This window comes from Rufibacter hautae (assembly GCF_008271695.1).
GTDB classification, from domain to species: Bacteria; Bacteroidota; Bacteroidia; order Cytophagales; family Hymenobacteraceae; genus Nibribacter; species Nibribacter hautae.
In genome coordinates this window covers 670,844-692,867 of the sequence record NZ_VKKY01000002.1, presented here as the reverse complement: position 1 = coordinate 692,867, position 22,024 = coordinate 670,844, and the positions used below count along the sequence as shown (strand labels likewise).

Here is a 22,024-nt window from a genome sequence, read left to right as displayed (position 1 = left end):
CGCGCAACTTAGGGAAGGGTTACCTTTGTGCTGCATCATACTGGCAAAAGGAGTAAAATAGAAACCCTAAATTCTCCCCATAACCATATAGGAGCGCGCTCCGTGGGAAGGCCTGCTGCTTTGTCCCAGAACTTGCTCTCCAACTGTAGGACCAGAAAAGTATCCCAATCTGGACAAGGGAGTAAGAGGCAGCTTTAAAAATGTGGAGGACAATCACTTCTGTTGCGCAGATTTGTCATATTGAATTGATTTTTTAATTTCCGTTATGCCAAACACAAAAGAGCGTTCTATCTCCGATTTTAACAAGGATCTAAAGCTAAAGGGGTTCAATGTGTTCCAGATAGAAAGCGACGGCAATGCTATTCGCACCTATAGCAGAAAAGACTTCTACAAGATCTGCCTGACCACTGGCAAGAGCGCCATCCACTACGCCGACAGGAGCTTTGAGCAGGAAGGCACGGTGCTGTTTTTCGGAAACCCACACATCCCCTACTCCTGGGAGACCATCTCCACCAGCTACGTAGGGTATACCATCCTTTTCTCGGAGGACTTCCTGAAGCAGGCAGACCGCTCGGAGAGTCTGCAGCAATCCCCTCTGTTCAAGATCGGCGGTACCCCGGTGCTAAAGATCACCGAGGAGCAGCGGCTGTTCCTCAACTCCCTCTTCCAAAGGATGATAGAGGAGCAACGGACGGAGTACGCCCATAAGGACGACCTGATCCGCAACTACATCCACCTCATCATCCATGAGGCCCTCAAGCTACAACCCTCCGAGGACGTGGACCAACCCAAAAATGCCTTGTCCCGCCTCACCTCTGTGTTCCTGGAGCTTCTGGAGCGCCAGTTTCCCATTGAGACCGCCGACCGTCCTCTGCAGCTGAAAACGGCGCAGGACTACGCCACCAACCTGAATGTGCACGCCAACTACCTGAACCGCGCCGTGAAGGAAGTAACCGGCAAGCCCACCACTGCCCACATTGCGGAGCGCATCATCAGCGAGGCCAAGGCCCTGCTGCAGCACACCGACTGGAACATCGCCGACATCGCCTACGCCCTGGGCTTCGAGTACCCCTCCTATTTCAACAACTACTTCAAGCGCATGACCGGCACCAACCCCAAGGCCCTACGCACGCAGGAGGTTTGAATTTCATAAGTATCGGTTTGATTTCCTTTACCCCTTAGGGTATGGGCCGGAGTACCTTTGCATGGTAAATAAAAGGCAAAGGGAATGGAAAAGTTGGAAGAACAAGTTGTCCTGGTTCAAAGTGACAGAGACATCTTTGACAGAATGAAAGCCGGGGAGCCGATCCGCCTGGATGACCCGCATTATTATAAAATACAGGAAATAGTCACCCGAACAATAGGCCTATCTGCCGGTCTCAACGCCTATACCGATGTGGACCAGATACGGGAGCGGCTAAGCGAGATCATAGGTACCCCACTGGACGAGAGTACTACTGTCTTCGCGCCTTTCCACACCAATTTCGGGCGGTTCACGCGCATAGGCAAAAACGTCTTCATTAACCATGCCTGCTCCTTCCTGGACATGGGCGGAATCACTCTGGAAGATCATGTGTTGCTAGGCCCCAAAGTGAACCTCATCACCGAAAACCACCCCGTAAATCCCGCTGACCGCAGAGCCCTTATCTGCAAGCCGATCCTCATCAAACGGAATGCCTGGATTGGCGCGGCGGCCACCATCTTGCCTGGCGTGACCATTGGGGAAAACGCCATTGTGGCTGCCGGCGCCGTCGTTTCCAAAGACGTCCCGGCCAATACCATTGTAGGCGGCGTTCCCGCCAAAGTCATCAAAACCATTGATGGATAACAAGTTTCTCCCCCAGATGAAACCAAACTTAAATGTGTAAAAAGATGAAAAACATATCCCTTTTAGCTATTACCTGCCTTCTAGTGTTAGGACAAGTAACGGCACAGACAAACCAGACAGTGAAATCAGGCCAGGCAAAAGCCATGAAAGTGACAACAGAAAAAGACCACTATACCTTTCAATTAAGCGATAAGGTTACCCGAAAAGAAGTAACCTTCAAGAACCGTTATGGGATTACCATTACGGGTGATTTGTACACGCCTAAAGGTGTTACCAATCAAAAACTGCCCGCCTTGATTTTGAGTGGTCCATTCGGGGCAGTGAAAGAGCAATCTTCCGGGCTGTACGCAAACGAGTTGGCGGCCAGAGGATTCGTGACCTTGGCGTTCGACCCTTCTTTTACCGGCGAGAGCGGCGGAGAGGTGCGGAACGTGGCTTCGCCTGATATTTTCACCGAAGACTTCAGCGCAGCCGTAGACTATATCGGCTTGTTACCTTCGGTAGACCGCAACAGCATTGGTGCAGTGGGCATCTGTGGTTTGAGCGGAATGGCCCTTACTGCCGCCACCAGCGACAGCCGGATCAAAGCCGTTGCCACGGCCTCGATGTATGACATGTCCTGCAGCATGAGCCGCAGCCACAAAGACAGCTATACACCGGAACAGCGCAAAAAAGTGATTGAGTACCTGAGCCAGCAGCGTTGGGACGATGCAGAAAGCGGGAAAAATGCCTTAGGCTTACACGAAGTTCCTTTTGACGAAAACGGCAACATCGTAAAAGGTACCCGGGTACTTCCGGAAACACTGCCTAAAAATCCAGATCCTGTTTTAGCCTCCTTTTTCGATTATTACCGCACAAAACGCGGCTTCCACCCCAGGTCCATCAACTCCACCACTGCCTGGACCGCTACCACCCCCATGTCCTTCTTCAGCTTCCCGATGGCCGCGAACATCGAGATGATCTCCCCCCGTCCCATCCTGCTGATTGCGGGGGAGAATGCCCACTCCCGTTACTATTCTGAGGATATCTATAAAATGGCTTCGGGACCGAAGGAGTTGGTGATTGTACCAAAGGCAGACCACGTTGACCTGTACGACAGGCTGGATAAAATCCCCTTTGACAAGCTTGAATCTTTCTTCAGGAAAAGCTTTCAACCGGGAAGCGTTTTGCAGCCAAATTAACCAAAATGAACCCAAAATGAAGTTGGTCGCATTTGATCTAACCACATAACCTGTACCACAAACCGAATCTAAAAACATGAATAACATCGAAGGAAAAGTAATCGTCATCACAGGGGCAAGCAGTGGCCTGGGCCAGGAAACAGCCCGTCACCTTGCCGCAATGGGTGCAGCCGTGGCACTCGGGGCCCGGCGTGGTGAGCGGATAGAAGCCTTGGCGGAGGAAATCAACGGGAATGGCGGCAAGGCCATTGCCGTTACCACCGACGTCACCAAGCGTAAGCAGGTACAAAAATTGGTAGACGCTGCCGTGGAGCAGTTTGGCCGAGTAGACGTGATGCTCAATAATGCAGGCATCATGCCGCTCTCACCGTTGGAGCGCCTGAATGTAGATGAATGGGACCAAATGATAGATGTCAACCTGAAAGGGGTACTCTACGGCATCGCAGCCGCACTTCCCCATATGAAGGAGCAGAAGTCCGGTCATATCATCAACGTATCTTCGGTGGCCGGCCATGTGCTGTTCCCTGGATCCGCGGTTTACTCAGCTACTAAGTTTGGCGTGCGGGCCTTATCTGAGGGACTGCGGCAGGAAGTGAAGCCTTACAACATCCGCACTACCATCGTCTCACCAGGCGCCGTGAAGACGGAGCTTCTGGAGCACATCAGCGAAAATGATATCAAAGAGGCAAACCAAAGCTACGTAGGACAGGTAGGAGTTACCCCCGATGCGTTTGCCCGCCTGGTTGCATTTGCCATCAGCCAACCCGCAGATGTTGACATCAACGAGATCCTTTTCCGGCCAACTGCCCAGGAACTGTAAGCCCGTTAGAAGGCCTGTATCAAAGCTAGGTTTGCATTGATCTGCATTAAATAGAAGTAACCGAAATATTCAGCCCAGCCAACGCCATAGCTGGCCAATGGAATTCTAACTCTCAAGATATGAACCGATTCAGAATTAGGACAGCAGTTCCTTTAGTCGCCTTTGCTTTGGCAGCACTTTTCACGATTGGCTGCAAAGAGCAGGCTCCAGAAAATACAGGAAACGGCGAAACCCAAGCCATCTTCCCTAAAGGCGAGGCAGGACCGGCGGAAAACTTCACCGGCAAAGCATATGCCACCAGCCTAGTAGCCAGTGACAGCACCTACAACACGTTAGTAGGCAACGTTTATTTTGAACCAGGTGCCAGAAGCAATTGGCACACCCATCCGGCCGGTCAGATCCTGATCATAACAGATGGGGAGGGATTCCACCAGATAAAAGGCCAGCCTCGGCAAACCCTCAAAAAAGGCGATGTAGTGAAATGCCCACCCAACGTGACCCATTGGCATGGGGCCAGCCCAGAAAAGGGCATGCAGCAGATGTACATCATCCCGAACACGGAGAAAGGCATCGTGCAGTGGTTGCATCCTGTCTCTGATGAAGAATACGGCAGTTCTAAATAAACTCCTTAAAAAAAATCAACCAGTCGTGCCGAGTAGAGGGTGATCGGCTAAGCTTACGTGTATCACAAAAGATAAAAGCGATGGAAAAGAATAAAGGTGATCAGTCTGGTAATAAAAACCCGGATGCGGCCATACGGAGGGACTTCCTGAAGGCCGCAACCTTGTTGGGGATAGGCGCGCTAGCCGCGGGACCCGTCACTAGTTTTGCCGCTTCCTCACGGGAAATGGAGAAGAAAAAAGGCTTTGGTACCATCCTGAACAGAAAACGGACCTTAGGCTCAAAGAAGAATCCGTTAGAAGTGTCGGCCATTCAGTTGGGCTGCATGGGGATGCACACAGGTCGCGGAACCCATCCCGACCATAAGAGCATGGTCAAACTGATCAGGGATGCTGCGGAACGTGGCTGCAACTTTTTCGATACCGCCGAAGTCTATGGGCCCTATGTTAACGAAGAATTAGTAGGAGAAGCACTTGCACCCATCCGCAACAAAGTTGCCATCTCCACTAAATTTGGTTTTGATATTGAGGGTAAAAGTGGCTTGAACAGTAGACCAGAGCACATCTGTAAGGTGGTGGACCAATCACTCAAGCGCCTCAAAACCGACCGTATTGACCTTTTTTACCAGCACAGGGTTGATCCTAACGTGCCCATTGAAGAGGTCGCAGGTGCCGTAAAGGACCTTATCAAAGCCGGAAAGGTGCTGCACTTTGGTCTCAGTGAAGCAAAAGCGGAAACCATCAGAAAGGCCCATATCGTCTGCCCTGTTACGGCTGTGCAAAGCGAGTATTCTTTTATGACCAGGCTGCCCGAAAATTTCATCTTTTCCACGTTGCAGGAATTGGAGATAGGGTTTGTCGCCTATAGTCCGCTATGCCGCGGTTTGCTGGGTGGCAACCTAACCGAATACTCTGATTTGAAAACGAATGACATCCGGGGTGCATGGCCGCGATTCCAACCGGAGGCATTACGATCTAACATCCGGATTGTCGAGGCATTGAATGAATTCGGAAAGACAAGAGGTATGACTTCCTCCCAGATATGCCTTAGCTGGATGCTTTCAAAATACCCTTTTATCGTTCCCTTGCCTGGCACCACCAAGCTCTCGCATTTGGAGGAAGATTTACGAGCTGCTGACTTCGTTTTAACCGCAGCCGAGATAAAGGAGATTGAAGGCAAAATTGAGAAAATTGGTGTTGTTGGTGATCGATATGACGCACTGCAACAGTCGCGGGTGGAGTATTAGCCGGTCAGATGGTCTCCCCCTTTCTGTAAAAGAATACACCAAATCCATGCAAGATTCTGAAGAGGGTTCCTTCACAGGCGGGTAGATGAATGATCAGCTATATGCCACAGTTACCAGCGTTGACAATGCAGCATTAATTAATTCAAAGGCTTTTAATCCATAAATGCGATGAAGTTATCACTGATTATCATTTTCTCCCTTCTGTTCCTTTCTGCAGGTTTTGCCTCCTGCAATGAAGATCCTTCAGAGACCAGCATTCCTGAAGCGGGAAACACCAACGGAAACGACACCCTTAATCCAACAGGCAGTAAGATGAAGATAAGATTCGGTACCAGTACCTTCACGGCCACACTGTATGATAATGCTTCGGCAACCGCTTTCAAGGCCTTGCTGCCGCTGACCATCAACATGCGCGACCTGAACAGCAACGAGAAGTATTATGATTTCTCTGACGGTCTGCCGACCAACGCGGCCAATCCTGGCACTATCCAAACAGGCGACCTGATGCTATACGGCTCCAGGACCTTGGTGCTTTTCTACAAAACTTTCCCCACTTCCTACAGCTATACTAGGCTGGGCCGCGTCAATGATCCGGCAGGGCTTGCGGCTGCGTTGGGATCAAGGGATGTAACCATCACGTTTGAACTGGAATAAAGGGCAAGGAGGAATCATCGACCGAATCGGCAATGCCCTTCACGGCGGGATGACCCTCCGGGACGGTGCGCCCCAGAAATTCAACTTCGACACCTACCCCTGATCCGGCACAGCGAGGCCCGAAGCGATTGAGATCCATTTTGTGAAAAATGAGGCAAATATGACCGCTTGGGCGAACCGTTGTTCCCCGCTATTTTTGCGGCGGTTGCGGATGCGCTGTACAAGCCGACAGGCAAGTGGGAGTATGACCACTCCTTCCTCCAGAACACCCGGCAACCTGTTTAACCAAGACAATCCCAAAAACTAAATAAATATTTAATGAAGAAAATTTTACAGTCCTCACCTGGAAAACAGAACTACCGCATGAGGTTTAAATTAGTGATTTGCTGCTTGCTTGCAGTATTAGCCTCTAACACAACTGCCTTTGCCCAGAATGGAAGAAAAGGACGAAACAGAGTCATATCGGCAGACTTCCGGAAGGAAAAAGGCCCGCTCAGCCAGATGTTCAAGGAATGCATCGGTGCCGGTCGGGCAAACGAAGGCTTAAGGGCAGACTGGCAACAGCAGCTGCGGGTGACTAAGGAGGAATGTGGTTTCAAGTACATCCGAATGCACGGGCTGCTGACCGATGACATGGCGGTTTACAGGGAAGATCGGAACGGCAACCCTGTCTACAACTACCAGTACATTGATGCCTTGTACGATAATATTATTGAGACAGGCATGAAGCCGTTCGTGGAGCTGGGTTTCATGCCTTCTGCCTTGGCCAGCGGGGATAAGACCATTTTCTGGTGGAGGGGGAACGTGACCCCACCTAAGGATTACAGCAAATGGGAAGGCCTCATTAAAGACCTGACCCTTCATTTCACGGAGAGGTACGGGGCGGAGGAAGTGAAAACCTGGTACTTTGAAGTTTGGAACGAACCTAACCTGGATGGTTTCTGGGCCGGTTCGCAAGCCGACTATTTCAAACTTTATAAACATGCCGCCACCGCTATCAAGAGCGTGAATGCCCAATACAAGGTGGGCGGTCCCGGCACTGCAGGAGCCGCATGGGAACCCGAGATGATAGAATACTGCCAGAAGAACGGCGTGCCGCTTGATTTCATAAGCACCCATTCCTACGGGGTTGACCAGGGCTTCCTTGATGAGTTCGGAAGCGCCGGCACTGTTCTAAGCAAAGACAGGCTGAGCGTGAGCAGAGATGTGATTAATTCGCGGAAAGAGATCTCCAATTCCACCATGCCTAACCTAGAGCTCCACTACACCGAATGGAGTTCCTCCTACACACCCTCAGACCCGATCCATGACAGCTACCACCAGGCTCCCTACATACTAGAGAAAATGAAGCAGGTAGGGAAAACCGCCAACTCCATGTCTTACTGGGTTTTCACGGATATTTTCGAAGAAGCCGCGCCAAGGGTCACCCCCTTCCACGGAGGGTTCGGCTTGATGAACACGCAGGGCATCAAAAAGCCCGCCTACCATGCCTTCTCTTTCATGAACAAACTGGGCGAGACGGAGTTACAGAATAGTGATAGCTTGTCCTGGGTGTGCAAGAGCAGCAACGGCGATATGCAGGTCTTGCTGTGGGACTTTTCCTATACCCTTCCTGCCAAAGTCAACAACCAGGATTACTATGTGAAGGACCTGCCTTCCAAAAGCAAAGGAAAAGTCACGGTTGAACTCTCCGGCATACCTGCGGGGGATTACTACCTTGAAACCTATAAAATAGGCTACAAGCAAAATGATCCCTACACAGCCTATTACCAGTTGAACAAACCGAGTCAGTTAACCAGAGAACAGGTGGCTTTCCTGAAAAAGCAAACCGATGGAAGCCCTCTCTCCTCAGAGTTAATCAAGATTGGGGCCTCGGGGCAATTCAAAAAAGAAGTTCCGCTGAGAGAAAATGATGTTTGTCTTTTCTCCCTCAGGAAATTACCATAATCAGTTTTGTAAGACCGGGTCTCTGCTCCTTTATGATAATATGAAACCTACCTTCTTGATAATACTTTTCTCTTTGGTCGCCTATACCTAAAAGCGGAGAGCCAAGGGAAAACCAAGGAGGAAACAGTAGAGGTTTTCTAAATCCTGTATTCTAGGTGGATTACATAAACCCCAGTATTCTGCGGAATGGGAACGATTACTATATCGTTCCCATTCCGTCTTTAAAATCATCCCGGCCTGATCATTTGGTATTCAAAGGATTAAACCAGTGAACAGTGCTAAGCACAAATACATGGATAAGGTGTGGGCAACCCATTTGGTGAAACACGGCAACCTTTTTGGTTAAGACAAATTCAAAAGGAAAAACATACTCTATGAGAAGATTTTGACGGTTCTCACCCTGGTTGGGGTTTTCACGGCCTGCGGGAAAAGTGGGGAACGTTCTAGTTCTCCCCAGATTGACAGCACTACCCCGCCTTCCACCCTGGATTCCGCCAATCCTGTAGGCGTCGTGATGAGTGATACTTCCAATGCGGCTTGTAGATAGTTTGAACAAACAAAAATTGTCGCAGCGTTTTCCCTATGTTTTTTAAAACTAACCAGAAAACCAGCATGGTCTTCTGAGTTTACCTGTTAACCCTTATCTATTATAAAGTGAGTCTTACTCATCTTATTATAGATAAGTAAGTTAGGGTCTAATGCTCTACTGATATCCCTAAGAGTGGCAAATCGAGGTTTTACAAAAAATCTGGGGCTCATGTATTGAAAAAGAGCTTTAGAAACAAAGAGGTTACTTTCCCTTAACCATGGACAACGCCGATTCCTTGTAAGGCAGGAGGATAGCTGCAAAGAAGTCCCTCAACTTATCTGCAAGTAACGGATGTAAAGCTGTTACAAAATGGTTTGATATGGCTGAAATACCATATGAATTTTTAAGTTTGAAATTCATTGCCATCCTACTTTGTAGAATGCCGTTCAAACCTTTTGGGCGCCCACTTCTTTTAGTAGCACAGAAAGTACAAGAACCTCAGAATGAAAAGGAAATATATTTTAAGTTTTATAGCCATAGCACTGCTCCTTGCTATAGGCGTAACTGGTTGCTATGTCAATAATCAATTGGGCAAGGTAGACTCCCAGGAGGAGCGCAAAGGTGAATATTCCAAAATCCCATATTATTCACCTGGGAAAGATGAATTCGTTAGCCCCAAAGAGATAGTCTATTACGCTGAAAAGGTAACTGGAGGAAACTCTGGTTTTGCGAGATTTTTCAAAACCTCTCCCAATGCCCCAAAGTCTGAGTTGCCCAAACGCATGCTTTCGAAAAAGGATTTCCCGGAAGTGCCTTCTTCTTTTGCGGCCTATTGGTTAGGGCATTCCACAGCTATCATTGAGCTTGACGGCCACCGTGTTCTGATCGATCCGGTGTTTGGGAATGCGGGTCCTTTACCTATGATTGCCAAAAGGATGAGTGTGTCCCCTATGCTTAGGGAGGAACTCCCGGACATTGATGTGGTCATCATCACCCATGATCACTATGATCACTTAGAAGCAGAAACCATAAAGTTTCTGGCCGATAAGGACATTCAGTTCATCGCACCGCTAGCTGTGGGAACCAGGTTACAGGGCTGGGGAGTCCCGAAAAACAAAATCACCGAACTGGGTTGGTACCAGTCGGTAACTCATGGACTACTGAGTATAACAGCCTGCCCTACGGTGCATTACTCAGGGAGAAGTTACAATGACCGAAACAAGACGCTTTGGGCTTCCTATGTGATAAAGGGGAAAGAGAAGAACGTGTACTGGAGCGGCGATACGGGCTACGGAGAGCATTTAAAGGAGATAGGCAGCAAATACGGTCCCTTTGACATAGCTTTTATGGAGATAGATGCGTGGAATAATGGATGGCCAAACACCCATCTTTTCCCGGAGCAGGTTATCAAAGCTTGCCAGGATGTAAATGCCAGAATCCTGTTCCCAATCCATTTCTCTACCTTTGATTTGGCGTTACACTCATGGAATGAATCTATCAAGATGGTGGCTGATCTGGCCGCGCAGAGCAAAATAGAACTATTAACCCCCGTGATGGGTCAGAAAGTAATCCCGGGAGAAACCAAGACAACAGAATGGTGGATGCTGAATTGATTGTGTCATAAAAGCAAGCAGACTATTTTTACGAGGTTTTTGAGTTCAAGATATGAGCTTTGGTAGACTTATGCGTAAGCATTTTTATTTCAAAACAACCCTACTTCAGCTATCCCGTTTGCAGTTTATTTGACCAGGTATTGTAGCCTACATTCGCCTCAAGTATAGCAAATAGTAGCTGCGAAGGAAATCATACAAATGGCTCAATCATTACGTATGCGCTTAACAAAGAAGGCTGCTACTCATCTTTATCGGGTGATGAACCGGCAAACAACACTTTCAAGAGGAGGTGGCACTTTCTGCGCTATTGAACTCATTCAAAAAGGTGCCAATCCAAAAACCGACCCACTAGTTCTTAGCTAGGGCTTTTCTATCAGGGGAACACTCCCCCCGCCCTCAAAATACAAGCTACAATTACTTATACCCCTCCTTCCAATTTCTGGGTCATTCTGACCCTTCAATTAACATAAGAGGCATTATAAGATATGCGAATAATTCTCAGTTAACCATATGGATGATTATGGGCTTCTTACCTGTCCATATAGGCCTGGTGGTTGACGATGAGCATCTTCTCCTCGGGGAGCAGCAGGTAGCCGTAGTCGTAGCAGAAGTGGTAGGTGCTGCCCTTCTGAGTGCGGTAGAGGTGGGTGAAATACCGAAAGTCGAACCCCGCCTGCAGTAGCGCCTCCCGCCGGAGGGTGGTCTTTCCCTCGGGGCTGAACCGCTGCAGTATGAGCCGGTTCCGGCGCAGGGCATTGTTCACCTCCCGAATCAGTCGCTCGCCCCGGTCCTCCAACTTCCGTTTGTTCCCAGACCTTGCCCGGCACTGGTCGGAGCAGAACCGCTTGTCCGCCCGGCCCGCGAGGGGCTCCCCGCAGTGGCCGCATAATTTCCCTTTTTCAACCATATGCGCTATTATCCGAATATATGCGCTTATACCCGGATTATCCGGATACATACGGACATATACGGGTAGTTTACGGCTAAGTCTGCGCTGGGTGCTACATTGGTACTTTAAAGCCAAAGAACTATGTACCAGCAAACTACCTCCGCCCCTGTCCTGTACCTCAACCCCCTGGAGCATGCGGGTAAGCCCTTCATCCGCATCTGGCACAAGCCGAACCCGCGCATCTCAAGAAGGCTGAAGGAGTGCGGCGCGGCCAAATACAGCAAGACCTACAAGTGCTACGTAGCACAAAGGACCCCGCAGACCGTCGAGCGGCTGCACCAGGCCTTCCAAGGGATCGCCCTGGTGGACACGCGCTACCTGAACCGGCCCAGGCGGCTGCGCCCGGACTTGGGTGCGACGGTGAAAGGGGAAAGCAGGCACGCGGAGCCGCTTGGAAAGCTGCCAGACCTGCCGGTAGTGCGCCTGCAGCCACTGCTGCACCAAGGGAAAGAGGTACTGCAGGTGAGTTTTGCCTATGATGCCGGTATTTACCGGAAGCTGAAGGCTGGTGATTCCTGTGTGTGGCTCCCGGAGGAGCGGTGCTTTGCTCTGGGAACCGGCTCGGGGGAGATGCACCGACTCCTGGACTGCCTGGAAAGCACAGCGTGCGTCTGGTTGGCCGGGACGGTGAAGGTGAAGGACATGGCCGTGATGCGCCGGCTGTGGGAACAGACCTACCGCAAGGACGTCGGCTATCTCACCTGCCCACTGGCTTACCTGGAGAAGCTGCAACTGCTGAACTACTCCCTGAGCACCATCCGCACCTACCACTCCCTGCTGGTGCGTTTCCTGAACACCCATCGGGAACAAGGGCTGGAGGAGATCAACGCCTTCGCGTCAGAGGAGGTAAACCGCTACCACCGGCAGATGGTGCAGAGCCAGGCATACTCCTTCTCCTTTGTCAACCAGAGCATCAACGCCGTCAAGTTCTACTTCCAGCGGGTGCTGGGCCGCCACGGGCTGGACCTGAGCCAGGTGGAGCGGCCGGGGAAAGCGGAGCGGCTGCCTACGGTCCTCAGCAAGGAAGAAGTGGCCAAAATTCTCTCGGCCACCCAGAACCTGAAGCACCGTTGCCTGCTGCAGTTGCTTTACGCCGGAGGGCTCCGGATTGGCGAGGTTATTAACCTGAGGATAACGGACGTGCAGAAGGAGCGAAACCTGCTGCTGATTAGGGGCGGCAAGGGCCAGAAGGACCGCACCACCCTGCTCTCCAAGAAGCTGCTGGAGAGCCTGAGGGCCTATTACCGGGAGCACCGGCCTAAGGTATGGCTCTTCGAGGGACCGCAGGGCGGCCAGTACACCGCTGACAGCATCCGCCACGTGTTCAACGCCTGCCTGTCCAAATCCGGGGTAGAGAGGAAGGCCACGCCCCACTCCCTCCGCCACTCCTTTGCCACCCACCTGCTGGAGCAGGGGACTGACCTGCGCTACATACAGGCGCTGCTGGGGCACAGGTCCAGCAAGACCACCGAGATCTACACCCACATCACCAGCCACGGCCTACAGGGTATAACCAGCCCGCTGGACAATCTGTGAGTAATGGCTATATTCACTAGCAGGTATATTGTGGAAAGTTGTATTTTGCGAAAATGTTTAGGGCCGAAATATGGTAGAATGGGGCGGCGGGAAGTAGTATCCGTGACTCCAACCAAAGTACCAATAACCGGAACTGCTCCTTATACACAGTAGTTGTGCGCCAGTGAGAGAGTTTTCATCCGCAACCAAAGAAGAAGCACCAAATCCCTACCCCAGAAGATGACCTCCGGACGAATTTAAAGGCTCGGCAGAAGTTAAGTTTTCGTTGCGTTTGAGCAGTAGAGTTTATCAGCAATGCGCGAAAGTTGACCGAAAAGACAGAATTGCGTTTCCGGCTTGTTTTCCGGAAATTAGCCCAAAAGCGGATAAAGGGAAAAAATAAAAGCTGGAATCGTAGACAAACTGTTTTTGCTCTGTTTTCCCGAAAAGAGGGAAAAACGGGAAAGTGGCAATGCGTGTAAGGTCACCGGCGCACAACATCAGCTAAATGCCAGTCTCGGCCGACGCCTCGCCCAGCATTTAGCCGCGGCCCGTTGTGCGTCATTCAAAATAAAAGAATTCTATGTGCGTAATGTGCTATATAGGGACTGATGTAGCTTTGTCAGAAATAATGTTTGACCAAGGAAACCCAGAGTTCTTCCTAGAAAAGGCAGATAAAACTGAATTTTCACCTACGACTTTTACTACAGAGAATATCTATTTTGTTGGCACAGAAGAGAAGGATGCGGTTGTGGATTCGGCATAGACGCTATTCCAGAAGAAATTAGCTTTGGGATAAGGAATGCTATGAAAAGAAGTAAGCATGTGCCAGAAGAGTACAGGGATTACTTCCAACATGAAGACAACATTGAAGAAATTGAAGAAACAATCAGCCATGACAATGCCTTTGCGGAAGACACGCAAAAACTCTACTCATTGATAAAAGACTTATGTGAGCGTGGTGAAAAGGTTGAGTTCGTTGCTTGTTGGGCAGGGACAGAAAATATCGCACCTGAAATCGAATTATACCAAAGAACCACTTCTAATGATTTAATGATAGACTTTAGTTCTGGCAGAGATGCTACATTAAAAATAACGTTTGAAAAATGAACGTCGCACAACAAGGTGCATAAGCCATGCTACGGCCGACGGCCTAGCACGTCTCATGCACTAGACGTTGGGTGGTATAAAAAACAAATGAAAATAATAGGTGCCATACTTCTCTTAGGTCTTTCTTCCTGCATATCCCCTAAGCCTGGTGTTTGGCAGACTATGGATTTAGGTGAGTTCACCATTACTGTACCTAAGGGAAGCAAAGTACAACCGCAGGAAAGCGTTGATTCCTATAGAGCAAAAATAATTGGTGATGGGTTTGAATTTACCTTTGAATATGGCGCTTACTCCCCGAAGCTAACTCTATCACCTGAAGAGTACATTCAATTGGAAGAGTGGCATATGGATGAATCATTTGGCCCCTTGTTCTCCATATTAAAACCAAGTCCAACTCTTGAATCTGTAGTAAAAAAGGATGACTCCACTTATTTAGCAACTTATAAGGCCAGAGAATGCATCAATAGTGATTCCTGTTCTTTGAATATAGACCGCGACCTCTACAGGCGATATTTTGCCATAAAAGATTCTACTTTGGAATATGAGTTTCGACTACCCAAAGAGCTTTTACAGCATGATTTTACCGTATCAACCACAGATTCGACTTTCAAGAGGGTTTTCATTCCTAATGAACTGGATAAGCACGACGCAGGGGTATACATGATAAACAGAAACAGCTGTATAGAAGACAATGAATACCATTGCTGGAAACAGTTAGCTCTATTTACAAGCGGCACAGTAAAGATTAGTAGAAGTGAATTAAAGGAAATACTGAATAGCTTAACACTAAAATAAAATTACACCACCCAACATTGTGCATAAGTCATGCTACGGCCGACGGCCTAGCACGCCTCATGCACGAGGCCGTTACCCGCAATTGATAAATTTAAATTCTGGAATCGCGCAGGAAAACCTTGCCGACTTCAGAAATAAGAAAAAGAATTAGATTAGTCTCAGCAACGCCAAACCGACGGACGCAAAATGTGCGGGAAGATTTTATCATCAATGCGAGCAAACGGACGGACGAACCTGCGGGCGTTTTCGGGCTGATTTCCTGAAAAAAGGCCAAAAACGGAAAACACCGAATCTGACCGACAGAATCGGGAATTGACAAAAAAGAAAGAGTTGCGTTTCTGACCTCTTTTTCCGAAATCAGAGCAAAACTAGGAAAAGAGGAATCTGCTGGAGAAGCAGAAGTAAAAGAACAACAGCGGGTAACAATGTGTAAAAGGCAGCTGGGTTTCCTCGCGGCCGACGTTCCATCTCTACCTGTAAGCGGTCAGCCGTCCGACGTGAAACTGCGTTTCAGTCTCCCAGCCGACCTTTTACACGAGGCCGTTAGCGGCAATTATTAATAAATGAAGGTATTCAAATTTGTATTTTTGATTTTAATAAGTTGGAACCTCCAAGCACAGGATACAATATCTACTTCTATCGTTAATATAGAAGTTTACGATTATGCCGAAGACTCAACTGTAATTGGAATAAATCCTTGCAAAACAGCTCAAAAGGCTGCACAACGAGACATTAGTAACAATAAATACAAACTTGTTTTGAGAAATGATGGGCAAGGTAAGTCAAAGACCTTTTCCAGAATATTATTGAAGAAATATAATATTCATTGCCTAGTTGTAGATGGTAAAACAAGCGAATTTTATGATTGTTACAGTAGCTATGTTATACCTATTATCAAAATCAAATTCGGAGAAGATATTTTTGAAAGGACAAAATTAGAAGCTAAAAATTTAGATAAATTGGGTAAAGGTGACCGAGATGTTACTTATTCTAAAGGATATGCGGGTTTGATTAAATTAATCTATTGTGAAATGGATGAGAAGCTTATAAAAAAATTTAATATAAAGGACTACCCCATCCCTTATGTTACTTTGTTTGTAAATGAAGCCGGAGAAATTTATAAGAATAAAATAGAATTTATGGCTAATCTTGAGGCAGAAGTGGAATTATTAAGGATTATAAGCACTTTTCCTAAATTAGAACCTGCGACCTATGATGGAATTGCCATAAACGGAACAATATCATTCCCAGTCCATTTCAACAAAAAATATATAAAGAAATACTGCCGCTAACCACACCTAAAAAGCACTAAAGCGCTTTTTAGCCCAATCCGTTGAGTGTAAATAAAATCATGAAAGAAAAGAAATTTAAACTGGAAGGTGGTCAGATAAAGCAGCTGATAACCCCTATGGGTGGATGTATTGCTTCTGATAAAATTACAGTAGAAGGCTTGCCAGTAGTCTTTATGTATCGAGAAGAACCAGATTTTGAGCATGATTGCGGATGGAGGTTCTATTCTGGCACAGAAACACAGGAGTATGTGGACGATGCAAATAACTTAGCAATCTATGACGTTAATACAATTGCAAATTATGACCCTTCTATTATTCCATACTTAGAAATGGAAGAAGGAACAGAACTTGAACGGGTTGAAGGAACAAACTATTTCAAAGTAGTAGAAGAATAAAAAAACATCAACACTCAACACAATGCATACCCAACCTTCGCGATCGCTTCAGGCTCGGCATGCACGCGGCCGTTACCTGTCATTATAATTATGAAACAATGTGGCCTTTAACCGACATTACAGTTTACTACGACGGGACCAAAATCAAGGACACTCCTTTTGATTGGGAATTCAGAAAAGCGGTGAATTTTATCTCGGACTACTATCACAACTCTTTAGCAGGATACAAACCACCTAAAACAGGCAGGATTTGCATTCATATTAAAGAAGCAATGTTTTTACAGGAGCCTTGGTACTTTGGAGCTATCTGCACGCTCTCTACCACAATGAATGAAGAACAGTACCTTCGACTCACTAAAAAAGAGCAATATCGTTACCTCCTTGATTTGATTCATAACACTGTTATGGAGGCTGCAGGCACATTAAGTTGGGATAAATCAGTTTTTGAATCAGCCTACAGCTCTATTCTCAACTCCGACTTTGTGTTTGAGAAGCCTCAAAAGGAAAAGAAATCTACAAACAGGAAAAGCAGTGGAGTGGCAGTATTGGCAAAGACAGAAGACAAAGCTTCCTTGAAAGTACGAATTACAACAGAAGGGGGCACAAGTGAATCAGTACTATTCAATAAAAAGAATTGGTACTGGTGGGACAGTTCTTACAAGATAGCAGCCAATTGCAAGTGGATAGACGAAGATAGTTTTGGTTACAAGTCTAAAACAACAGATGAATTTGTTTACTATTCTATCAGAGAGGGTAAAGTAAAAATGAATATGAACTTAGAAGATTCCGTGTTTTAAAAAAATAACAAACAGGTAACACTGTATAAAAGTCAGCTTCGGCCGACGGCCTCGCCGTCTTTTATACTAACCGTTACGCGTCATTTAAAGATTGAACTTGGTAGAGCTCATAAACAACCGAAAAGTTAAAATTGTCGGATACAGCACAGAAAAAAACTGGTTGGACCAACTTCCAAACAAGGAATGGCTGTGCGCAATGGTGGTAAATGACAAACCTAGAAGATACATCGACGAAGTCATTAATAAAATTATAAATAATGATGTCGGATATGTTTGCACAATGGGAAAACAAGCAGAACTTGTGCATGATTTAATTGACGAGGAAATAACTTTTAGAGAGAGTGAAATAGAAAAGCCATACTTGCCAAAGCACTCGATAATCACTACTTGGGATATTGATATTGAGGAAGAAATATGGTTTGCCTTATTTGCCGCCTATTCTGAAGAAATTGAAATCAAGGAAGTGGTAATCCTTGACATGACGGACGGATTGGAAATGCCAAGGGTTGAAACGTTCCTTGAAAAAATAATTAAAGAATCAGAAAAATAGCAAGAAAAACGTCGCGTAACAAGGTATAAATGTCACCTCGGCCGACGGCCTTCGGCGTCGTTTATACAAGCCGTTAGTGGCAATAAGAGCAAAACAAAGTAGAACATCAGCAATTGAATATGAAAATAGCGTTAATGGGAATTTGCTTCACTTTCTTTCTAATTAGCTGCAAGGAGATTACTGAAGATTTATCACATAATACAGAAATGTGGACAGTGGACGGATGGAAAGCTGATTTCACCTCCAACTGTAATTTTGATGGAAACAAAAAAGATAATGACATTAACCCGATTCTTAATAACCTTCTTGGTTTAGACTCAGAAGGGACAACTAAAATAAATTTAGAATTAGAGAAGAATGGAAGGTTTTTCATCAACCATAATAACTCAAAGGTGCTGGTTGGAAACTGGATCAACAGCGACAGTACTATAACTTTAATAGACGGAAAAACTAAAGAAACTTTCGGGCTTTTAAAATTTGAGACAGATTCAATCCTGCTTACTCACAAAGGTGATGGCAGTGTAAAAAACATTGATATAACTTTAAAAAATAACAGCCACTAACACTGTATAAATTCCATGCTTCGGCCGACGGCCGAGCACGTTTTTTATACTATCCGTTGTGGCAAATTTTAAAAATATGGAAATAGTTCCTGGAAAGAGAATAGGTGAATTTAAATTAGGAGATAGACTGACTGATAGCCCCCTCTACTCTAGTCTTAAAAAGTTGGATTCTAACAAATATGAACTAGAAAATTTAAAAATAAGAGTAAATGATTCAGGGATTATAGACTTAGTATCAACTTATGCTGGTGAATATAATGGGATTACAATTTCAAAAACTTTTCGCCAAGTTATTGAAGAGGGCAATACACTTCTATATGATGATTTTGACCAGATTTTTTATTTTAAATGCCCAGAGGGGCTTAGTATAGAAAAAGAATACGAGAATTTGCCTTTCAAAACGTTGCTCGACTCTAAAATTCAAGTCTTATCTGTATATGATATAGAGCAGGACAAGTACGTTTGGGATAAGATAAAAGAAGACTTTTTAGAAGTTAGTAAAAATAAACTCCCAGAACTTGAAAGGTAGGCAATTGAGTCAGAGCAATTCATGAATAATGCTCTGACTGTATTTAAATTTAAAAACATTAAATAAGACTTCTACTAACTTAGTGTGCTAACAAAGCCTCAATATTTTTTTACTCATATCTTAGTAAAATAAAATCGGTTGACTTTGCAAATAAAAACTTGCCACAACAATGTGTAAACCTCACCTCGGCCGACGGCCTTCGGCGTCGTTTACACGAGGCCGTTCTCATTAATTTATAATATGAAGCTTATCCAAAATCAGGGATTCATTCTAAAGAATTTTGAGATTCCTGCATTTGCTTTAAGTAAAGGAGAAATGATTAGGTTCTGGATTGAGTTTGTCCCACAATCAAAGACAGATACTGATGGATATTGGGTGCCAAGTAAAATAATAGAAGCGATACAGTCCAATCAACGGAGTGGCGAGAAAGCTAAAATGGCACCATTAAGAGTGAAAAGAAGCTTCTCCGATTATATTCAACCAAAAACGTTAAGGAATCATCTGAGAGACAAATACGGGCTGGACACAGTTTCAATTATAGAGAAGCTCTCATTTTTTGAACTAAACCCATATTGGAAAGTCAAGAACTTAGGGTCTGGACACCAAAAAGTATTTGCGGTGATTTGTGAGTTTCAAGAAAAGAACATTGTTTATTTCGACTACATTGGTTTAGCACCTGATAGTGAAGAACAGTTGACAGCTTATGTAAAGACTGAACTTCAAAAAAATAAATCAGCTATAAGTTTCGACAACCTTTATTATAAACCAGAGAACCCAGATTCAGAAAGAATTTGCAACATAATTGTTAAGCAAAAAAGAAAAACTAATGAGAACAACGTGTAAACGCCAGCATAGGCCGACGGCCTTCGCCGCCGTTTACACTAGTCCGTTACCTGCAATTTATAAAATTAAGAAACTGATTATGCAACTTGACATCAAAGAGAGACTACAACTTTCCTACCAATTAAAAATACTTGAAAAGTTATATCCAGAAGAAAAGGATTATTACGCAAATCATAGAAAGGCAATTGAAGATGGGTATGAATTGCACTACACTTGGATTACAGAACATCTTTCTGATGGGCTGTCTAGTGAAGAATGCACCTTTGTTTTAGATGTTCTTGACATGTATGCTTCATTTCATTATTCGTTTCTTCAAATTGAAAAGCCTACGAAGCTTACCCTAAGCAAAGTTAAATTCCCTGGATTCGATGGGAATCATGAAACTATGTATATGGCTTATACCAAGTATTTTATAGAGGATTTAGATAGATTTGGTGAAATTAAAGAAACTACCAATGGCTACTACAATAGTCATTCGGAAATGATACCTAAGTATAGGAAAATGCTCTTGAAATGGAAGCAGTTCAAAATTGATTACAGTTACAAATTAACTGAAGAGCAGGTATCAGAATTAATAGACATACACGTTTATTAATGGATAGTTCAACAATAATTGGATTGATTGGAACTGTTGTATCAGTCTTCAGTGCATACCTTTCTATCAAAGCAGAAAAGAAAGCGAAGTCATCAGCAACTATTGCAGAAAATGCAAAGAACTCTGTATTAAAAAAGCAAAAGACAACAAGCTTAGCCCAAATTTTCCATGATTCTAAGCGTTTACAACAGGTTTTTGGTAAATACTCAATAGCTCAGTCTAATGGAAGTTTAAAGGGTGTCGAATTCGAGAAAGATGGAGAATTGCTTCAAAATTATATTTTCAGTTTTAATGAAAATAGAACTTTGTTGCAGGAAACAACAGAAATCGAAACTCAAGCAGTATATGATGAATTAAACATTCTACTTAACAGATTCACTAATTCAAGAACTGTAAACGAAAAGAAAGATTCAGGAAAACAAATTAGAATTTCTATTGATGACATAATATTTAAATTAAAAAAAGTAATAGATAATAGAAATAGTGAACTAGAGTAAAAAAGAAAAACAGCAGGTAACAAGGTGCATAAGCCATGCCTCGGCCGACGGCCTCGCACGTCTCATGCACTAGCCGTTGTAGGGTATAGAGATTATGAAAGTAGAGTCATTTCAAATTGCTTCGTGGGAAGAACCAGAAACAGGTCTCGTCATATTAGAGAATGATGAATGGGTTCTAGTGAAGTATATTCCTGTGGATTACCAAGTGGATGGATTCAAACTCTACAGGAAAGCTTTTGTAGAAAGAAGATCCCGTCCCTCAAGAGCTGCAGCAATAGAGAAGGTGTTGAACCTGAAAGGTGTAAAAGAAGAATTGCCAGGTGGATTATGCCTCGGCTACGACATTAACATGTTTGGCTCAACTATTCACCTGTTGAATTGGACGGAGAAGAGGTATGGTCTTTTTGAGTTTCAGGACAGCAGCGAGACTGAGGTTTTCTATGGCAAGATATCACAGGTTACAGGCAACCGACTGAAAATCGATATGGTTTGTGCAGATGGCTCTGTGGAAGAGGAATACGACCATGAGTTTGAAATAGACGAGATCAGAGCCATCGCCTTCGAATCAGATTACTTTTGGTCAATGAAGTTGCTTTTGGAAGACAAAATCAAGAACAACACCCTACAACAAAACCTATAAGTTAGCTTCGCCACCTTATAGCAAAGCCGTTGCAATTTAATTCAACCCAAGAGCCACGGCCGTTATGTGAATTAACTAACTCCTTTGCTTTATTGCTGTCCTATCCATCAGGAGCACCACCGTGTGATCGGGTAAAGTCGGGGCCAACGCGTATCTAGGATACGAACTGCTCATGCAACTTTGTAGAATGTTTGGTCAGTATTGGTTCCAAGGCAGATCGCACTTCTTGCCATTGCTAGGATAACTTGGCCAACCAGGGAAACAGGCCTGCCAAAACTTGGCCCACCCGGTCAAACCCTAGGCAATTCAATTGGGAACCTATACCCCCTCCTATCAAATACAAGCCACCGGGGCATTGCCCTATGCTGCGTAAAAAGGGAAGGTGCGCAAAAACTTACACACCCTCAGAGAGGACTTTCTAAGAAATGGTATTCAGTAGGTAAGCAGAAGTTGGAAATGCATGCGTCTTAATTTAAAATGCTTGCAAGAAGAGGTATTGAAGGCTTTTCAAAATA

Annotated in this window: 23 protein-coding genes; 22 read left to right on the top strand and 1 reads right to left on the bottom strand. The window is 45.5% G+C overall.

The genetic code is table 11. The features are described from left to right. Positions 1–331: 331 nt before the first annotated feature. The 9 genes from FOA19_RS11700 (at position 332) to FOA19_RS11660 (ending at position 10,439) form a co-directional block, all read left to right on the top strand. The gene (locus tag FOA19_RS11700; RefSeq protein WP_223808859.1) at positions 332–1,144 is read left to right on the top strand and encodes a helix-turn-helix domain-containing protein; all 813 of its coding nucleotides are present in this window, start codon (positions 332–334) and stop codon (positions 1,142–1,144) included. 84 nt (positions 1,145–1,228) lie between these two features. After that, positions 1,229–1,828, top strand: a complete 600-nt coding sequence (locus FOA19_RS11695) for a sugar O-acetyltransferase (protein ID WP_149091001.1) — start codon at positions 1,229–1,231, stop codon at positions 1,826–1,828. A 143-nt stretch (positions 1,829–1,971) separates the two neighbouring features. Further along, on the top strand, positions 1,972–3,009 hold the full coding sequence (locus tag FOA19_RS11690) for an alpha/beta hydrolase (protein ID WP_223808858.1): 1,038 nt from the start codon (positions 1,972–1,974) through the stop codon (positions 3,007–3,009). A 76-nt stretch (positions 3,010–3,085) separates the two neighbouring features. Further along, complete coding sequence (locus FOA19_RS11685; RefSeq protein ID WP_149090999.1) at positions 3,086–3,829, top strand: SDR family oxidoreductase; 744 nt, start codon at positions 3,086–3,088, stop codon at positions 3,827–3,829. Positions 3,830–3,948: 119 nt separating this feature from the next. Then, positions 3,949–4,452 carry a cupin domain-containing protein gene (locus FOA19_RS11680; protein ID WP_149090998.1) on the top strand — a complete coding sequence of 168 codons (504 nt, stop codon included), beginning with the start codon at positions 3,949–3,951 and terminating at the stop codon, positions 4,450–4,452. 80 nt (positions 4,453–4,532) lie between these two features. Further along, positions 4,533–5,696, top strand: coding sequence for an aldo/keto reductase (locus tag FOA19_RS11675; protein WP_149090997.1), 1,164 nt, complete (start codon positions 4,533–4,535; stop codon positions 5,694–5,696). A gap of 168 nt (positions 5,697–5,864) precedes the next feature. Next, positions 5,865–6,350 (top strand): cyclophilin-like fold protein, encoded by a 486-nt coding sequence (locus FOA19_RS11670; RefSeq protein WP_149090996.1) that lies wholly within the window; start codon positions 5,865–5,867, stop codon positions 6,348–6,350. 390 nt (positions 6,351–6,740) lie between these two features. Next, positions 6,741–8,297, top strand: a complete 1,557-nt coding sequence (locus FOA19_RS11665) for a GH39 family glycosyl hydrolase (RefSeq protein WP_223808857.1) — start codon at positions 6,741–6,743, stop codon at positions 8,295–8,297. A 1,032-nt stretch (positions 8,298–9,329) separates the two neighbouring features. Continuing rightward, on the top strand, positions 9,330–10,439 hold the full coding sequence (locus FOA19_RS11660; protein ID WP_149090994.1) for an MBL fold metallo-hydrolase: 1,110 nt from the start codon (positions 9,330–9,332) through the stop codon (positions 10,437–10,439). Positions 10,440–10,968: 529 nt separating this feature from the next. Here the strand turns inward: FOA19_RS11660 and FOA19_RS11655 are convergent. After that, positions 10,969–11,346, bottom strand: coding sequence for a hypothetical protein (locus FOA19_RS11655; RefSeq protein WP_149091913.1), 378 nt, complete (start codon positions 11,344–11,346; stop codon positions 10,969–10,971). 123 nt (positions 11,347–11,469) lie between these two features. Between FOA19_RS11655 and FOA19_RS11650 the strand changes: the two genes are divergently transcribed. The 13 genes from FOA19_RS11650 to FOA19_RS11590 all read left to right on the top strand — a co-directional run bounded on the left by FOA19_RS11650 (position 11,470) and on the right by FOA19_RS11590 (position 21,509). Beyond that, a complete protein-coding gene (locus tag FOA19_RS11650) occupies positions 11,470–12,924 on the top strand; it encodes a tyrosine-type recombinase/integrase (RefSeq protein ID WP_223808856.1) in 1,455 nt (484 codons plus the stop codon). A 786-nt stretch (positions 12,925–13,710) separates the two neighbouring features. Then, complete coding sequence (locus FOA19_RS11645; RefSeq protein ID WP_149090993.1) at positions 13,711–14,013, top strand: hypothetical protein; 303 nt, start codon at positions 13,711–13,713, stop codon at positions 14,011–14,013. An 87-nt stretch (positions 14,014–14,100) separates the two neighbouring features. Next, the gene (locus FOA19_RS11640) at positions 14,101–14,808 is read left to right on the top strand and encodes a hypothetical protein (RefSeq protein ID WP_149090992.1); all 708 of its coding nucleotides are present in this window, start codon (positions 14,101–14,103) and stop codon (positions 14,806–14,808) included. A gap of 563 nt (positions 14,809–15,371) precedes the next feature. Then, positions 15,372–16,100, top strand: coding sequence for a hypothetical protein (locus FOA19_RS11635; RefSeq protein WP_149090991.1), 729 nt, complete (start codon positions 15,372–15,374; stop codon positions 16,098–16,100). Positions 16,101–16,159: 59 nt separating this feature from the next. Continuing rightward, complete coding sequence (locus FOA19_RS11630) at positions 16,160–16,495, top strand: DUF2185 domain-containing protein (RefSeq protein WP_149090990.1); 336 nt, start codon at positions 16,160–16,162, stop codon at positions 16,493–16,495. A gap of 98 nt (positions 16,496–16,593) precedes the next feature. Beyond that, entirely contained in the window at positions 16,594–17,292 is a 699-nt protein-coding gene (locus FOA19_RS11625) for a hypothetical protein (RefSeq protein WP_149090989.1), read from the top strand. A 97-nt stretch (positions 17,293–17,389) separates the two neighbouring features. Beyond that, on the top strand, positions 17,390–17,842 hold the full coding sequence (locus FOA19_RS11620; RefSeq protein WP_149090988.1) for a DUF7684 family protein: 453 nt from the start codon (positions 17,390–17,392) through the stop codon (positions 17,840–17,842). Positions 17,843–17,961: 119 nt separating this feature from the next. Beyond that, on the top strand, positions 17,962–18,405 hold the full coding sequence (locus FOA19_RS11615; protein WP_149090987.1) for a hypothetical protein: 444 nt from the start codon (positions 17,962–17,964) through the stop codon (positions 18,403–18,405). A gap of 76 nt (positions 18,406–18,481) precedes the next feature. Next, positions 18,482–18,934: a hypothetical protein gene (locus FOA19_RS11610; RefSeq protein ID WP_149090986.1), complete on the top strand. Its 453-nt coding sequence runs from the start codon at positions 18,482–18,484 to the stop codon at positions 18,932–18,934. A gap of 240 nt (positions 18,935–19,174) precedes the next feature. Next, on the top strand, positions 19,175–19,777 hold the full coding sequence (locus tag FOA19_RS11605; protein ID WP_149090985.1) for a hypothetical protein: 603 nt from the start codon (positions 19,175–19,177) through the stop codon (positions 19,775–19,777). Positions 19,778–19,856: 79 nt separating this feature from the next. Continuing rightward, positions 19,857–20,372, top strand: coding sequence for a YfbU family protein (locus tag FOA19_RS11600; protein ID WP_190300377.1), 516 nt, complete (start codon positions 19,857–19,859; stop codon positions 20,370–20,372). Beyond that, positions 20,372–20,869 carry a hypothetical protein gene (locus FOA19_RS11595; RefSeq protein ID WP_149090983.1) on the top strand — a complete coding sequence of 166 codons (498 nt, stop codon included), beginning with the start codon at positions 20,372–20,374 and terminating at the stop codon, positions 20,867–20,869. The genes FOA19_RS11600 and FOA19_RS11595 overlap by 1 nt, the downstream gene beginning before the upstream one ends. 94 nt (positions 20,870–20,963) lie before the next feature. Further along, positions 20,964–21,509, top strand: a complete 546-nt coding sequence (locus tag FOA19_RS11590; protein ID WP_149090982.1) for a hypothetical protein — start codon at positions 20,964–20,966, stop codon at positions 21,507–21,509. The last annotated feature ends 515 nt before the right edge of the window (positions 21,510–22,024 follow it).

Excerpts from the sequence above, each read along its gene's own strand:
- FOA19_RS11670 (WP_149090996.1), top strand. The coding sequence starts at position 5,865 with ATGAAGTTATCACTGATTATCATTTTCTCCCTTCTGTTCCTTTCTGCA.
- FOA19_RS11675 (WP_149090997.1), top strand. The coding sequence starts at position 4,533 with ATGGAAAAGAATAAAGGTGATCAGTCTGGTAATAAAAACCCGGATGCG.
- FOA19_RS11660 (WP_149090994.1), top strand. The coding sequence starts at position 9,330 with ATGAAAAGGAAATATATTTTAAGTTTTATAGCCATAGCACTGCTCCTT.
- FOA19_RS11625 (WP_149090989.1), top strand. The coding sequence starts at position 16,594 with ATGTGGCCTTTAACCGACATTACAGTTTACTACGACGGGACCAAAATC.
- FOA19_RS11690 (WP_223808858.1), top strand. The coding sequence starts at position 1,972 with ATGAAAGTGACAACAGAAAAAGACCACTATACCTTTCAATTAAGCGAT.
- FOA19_RS11610 (WP_149090986.1), top strand. The coding sequence starts at position 18,482 with ATGGAAATAGTTCCTGGAAAGAGAATAGGTGAATTTAAATTAGGAGAT.
- FOA19_RS11600 (WP_190300377.1), top strand. The coding sequence starts at position 19,857 with ATGCAACTTGACATCAAAGAGAGACTACAACTTTCCTACCAATTAAAA.
- FOA19_RS11615 (WP_149090987.1), top strand. The coding sequence starts at position 17,962 with ATGAAAATAGCGTTAATGGGAATTTGCTTCACTTTCTTTCTAATTAGC.
- FOA19_RS11680 (WP_149090998.1), top strand. The coding sequence starts at position 3,949 with ATGAACCGATTCAGAATTAGGACAGCAGTTCCTTTAGTCGCCTTTGCT.
- FOA19_RS11650 (WP_223808856.1), top strand. The coding sequence starts at position 11,470 with ATGTACCAGCAAACTACCTCCGCCCCTGTCCTGTACCTCAACCCCCTG.
- FOA19_RS11605 (WP_149090985.1), top strand. The coding sequence starts at position 19,175 with ATGAAGCTTATCCAAAATCAGGGATTCATTCTAAAGAATTTTGAGATT.
- FOA19_RS11630 (WP_149090990.1), top strand. The coding sequence starts at position 16,160 with ATGAAAGAAAAGAAATTTAAACTGGAAGGTGGTCAGATAAAGCAGCTG.
- FOA19_RS11655 (WP_149091913.1), bottom strand. The coding sequence starts at position 11,346 with ATGGTTGAAAAAGGGAAATTATGCGGCCACTGCGGGGAGCCCCTCGCG.
- FOA19_RS11685 (WP_149090999.1), top strand. The coding sequence starts at position 3,086 with ATGAATAACATCGAAGGAAAAGTAATCGTCATCACAGGGGCAAGCAGT.
- FOA19_RS11635 (WP_149090991.1), top strand. The coding sequence starts at position 15,372 with ATGAAGGTATTCAAATTTGTATTTTTGATTTTAATAAGTTGGAACCTC.
- FOA19_RS11645 (WP_149090993.1), top strand. The coding sequence starts at position 13,711 with ATGAAAAGAAGTAAGCATGTGCCAGAAGAGTACAGGGATTACTTCCAA.
- FOA19_RS11640 (WP_149090992.1), top strand. The coding sequence starts at position 14,101 with ATGAAAATAATAGGTGCCATACTTCTCTTAGGTCTTTCTTCCTGCATA.
- FOA19_RS11695 (WP_149091001.1), top strand. The coding sequence starts at position 1,229 with ATGGAAAAGTTGGAAGAACAAGTTGTCCTGGTTCAAAGTGACAGAGAC.
- FOA19_RS11590 (WP_149090982.1), top strand. The coding sequence starts at position 20,964 with ATGAAAGTAGAGTCATTTCAAATTGCTTCGTGGGAAGAACCAGAAACA.
- FOA19_RS11595 (WP_149090983.1), top strand. The coding sequence starts at position 20,372 with ATGGATAGTTCAACAATAATTGGATTGATTGGAACTGTTGTATCAGTC.